At 72.2% G+C, this 2,329-nt stretch carries 2 protein-coding genes; both read right to left on the bottom strand.

Features of this window, described 5'->3' with window-relative positions; translation table 11 throughout:
- Positions 1-63: 63 nt before the first annotated feature.
- Positions 64-870 (bottom strand): IS21-like element helper ATPase IstB, encoded by an 807-nt coding sequence (gene istB / locus BCF74_RS16940; protein WP_106299097.1) that lies wholly within the window; start codon positions 868-870, stop codon positions 64-66.
- Positions 867-2,174 carry an IS21 family transposase gene (gene istA, locus BCF74_RS16935; protein ID WP_425432833.1) on the bottom strand — a complete coding sequence of 436 codons (1,308 nt, stop codon included), beginning with the start codon at positions 2,172-2,174 and terminating at the stop codon, positions 867-869. Before istA ends, istB begins: the two co-directional genes overlap by 4 nt.
- Positions 2,175-2,329 lie beyond the last annotated feature (155 nt).

The raw sequence follows: 2,329 nt of genomic DNA, 5'->3' as shown, positions 1-2,329 counted from the left end.
TGACGGCGCTCAGCGAATTTCCCCAGAGTTGCTCATCGAAGTTCCCCAGGTCGCGGGGTCAGGTTAGTGCAGGTTCGTGCCGGTGGTGACGCGGCGGAGTTCGCCGGCGGCGGCGTGGTGGTTGCGGAGCCGGTAGGAGGCGCCGTCGAGGGTGACGACGACGGAGCGGTGGAGGAGTCGGTCGAGCATGGCGGCGGCGACGGTGGTGTCGCCGAGGATCTCGCCCCAGGCGCCGACGGGCCGGTTGGTGGTGATCACGATCGAGGTCTTCAGGTAGCGCTGGTTGATGACCTGGAACAGGGCGGAGGCGGCTTCGCCGGGCAGCGGCAGGTAGCCGAGCTCGTCGATGATCAGCAGCGTGGGCCCGGCGAAGAACCGCATCATGGTGGACCATTTGCCCTCGATCGCGGCGCGGTGGCAGCGGGCGGCGAGGTCGGCGGCGGAGGTGAAGTAGACGCGGTAGCCGGCCTGCACGGCGGCGTGGCCGAGGCCCGTGGCGATGTGGGTCTTGCCGACGCCGGGCGGGCCGATGAGGAGCACGTTGGTGGCGGTCTCGAGGTAGCGGCAGGTGCCCAGCTCGGCCAGCAGCGACCGGTCGACGCCGGAGGCTGAGTCGAGGTCGAAGTCGGCCAGGGTGGCGCCGGTGGGGAGGTTCGCGAACCGGAACCTGCCGGCGAGGCGGCGCGCGTCGGTGGCGGTGACCTCGACGCGCAGCAGCTGCTCGAGCGCCTGCGTGAGCGACCAGCCCTCGGCGCTGGCCTGGTCGAGGACGGCGGGGAGCGCTGCGGCGGCGTCGGCGAGCTTCAGCTCGGTGAGGTGGCCGCGCAGCTGCTGATAGACGCTCGCGGCCGTGGTGCTGGTGGTGGTCATGGGAGGGTGTTCCTGTTCTTCGCGGCCTGCTCGTAGGCGGCCAGGTCGATGACGGTCGAGATGGGTCTGGCGGTGCCGGTGAGGACGGCGGCGGCGCGCAGCGCCGCGGTGCCCGGCGGGATGCGCTCCTTGCGGCGGTGCGGCCGCCCGGGCGGTGCCGAGGCGAGCGCGATGGCCTCGAGCGCGGTGACGTGCCCGGTGTCGCGGATCGTGACGCCGAGCCCGGGCTCGGCGAGCCGGTGGCGGGCGATGACGGTGCCGGCGGCGGTGGCGATGTCGATCGTGTCGGCCCCGAGTCGCCAGTGCACGGCCACGCGGGCCGCGGTCAGCTCCGGCGGGACGGAGTAGCGGTTGCCGCGCCAGTCGATCAGCGCCTGCCGGGTCGCGGTGCGCTGCTCGGTGACGATCACCGGGAACGGCACGGGCGGCAGCGGCCGCAGCCGCTCGGCCGCGAGCATCGCTCGCGCGGTCGTCGACCCGGCCTCGCTCTCGCGCCGACGACCGTCCTGTCGGGCCGCGAAGGCCGTCAGGCTGGCCTGCGCCTGCTCGAGCGTGACGTCGTCGGCCAGCGTCCGCCAGAAGCGCTGCGCGGCGGTATGGTTGTTCTTCTCGACCACGCCCTTCCGGTTCCCCGAGCGTGGCCGGCAGGCGATCGCCTGCACGCCGTGGTGCTTCGCGAACGCCGCGAACTGGCTCGTCAGGTCACCGCTGGCGGGATCGAGCACGGTCCGCATCCGGTCGAAGCGCCAGTCGCGGGTCAGCCCGCCCAGCAGCGCCAGCACGGTCGTCATCGCGGCCAGCAGGTGCGGCAGGTCCATCGAGGGCGACAGCACCGCCCGCCAGACGCCCGAGTGCGCGAGCGAGCCGACCAGCGCGTAGGCGCGCTTGGTCGGGAACGCCCAGCCTGCCGGCGGATCGGGCAGCTCGACCCAGTCGAACTGCGTCTCCTCGCCCGGCGGATGCTCGATGATCGCGTTCGCCCGCTTCGTGACATGCGCGCACGCGACGCACGCGGGCCGCAGCCCACGGGCACGGATCTGCCGCGTGAGCGTCGGGTACGAGCCGGCGAAGCCGAGCCCGGCGAGCTCGTCGAACAGCGTCACGGCCCAGAGGTGCGGATCCTCGATCAGGCGCGCGGCGACGTAGTCGACGAACCCGTCGAACGGGTCCGGCGAAGCGCGCTGGCGGACCCCTGGTTGGCGCTCACCGGCGAGGTAGGCGCGGATGGTCTTGCGGTCATGGTTCGTGCGGCGGGCGATCTCGCTGATCGTCATCCCCTGCCGCTGCAGAGCGTGGATGTCCACGCTGCTCCTCTCTGAGAGCATGAGAACAGGGCCTTCCTGGGCTGGTGTGTGGTCAGAGACCACCAGCATCCAGGGAGGCCCGCCTCATGCGGCGGAGCGACCCAGAGTGGGGAGATTCGATGAGCAGAACTGGGGAATTTCGGTGAGCACCGTCA

This window comes from Knoellia remsis, from assembly GCF_003002895.1.
Classification (GTDB): domain Bacteria; phylum Actinomycetota; class Actinomycetes; order Actinomycetales; family Dermatophilaceae; genus Knoellia; species Knoellia remsis.
The sequence above is the reverse complement of the archived record's forward strand: the minus strand, read 5'-3'. Positions and strand labels throughout refer to the sequence as shown.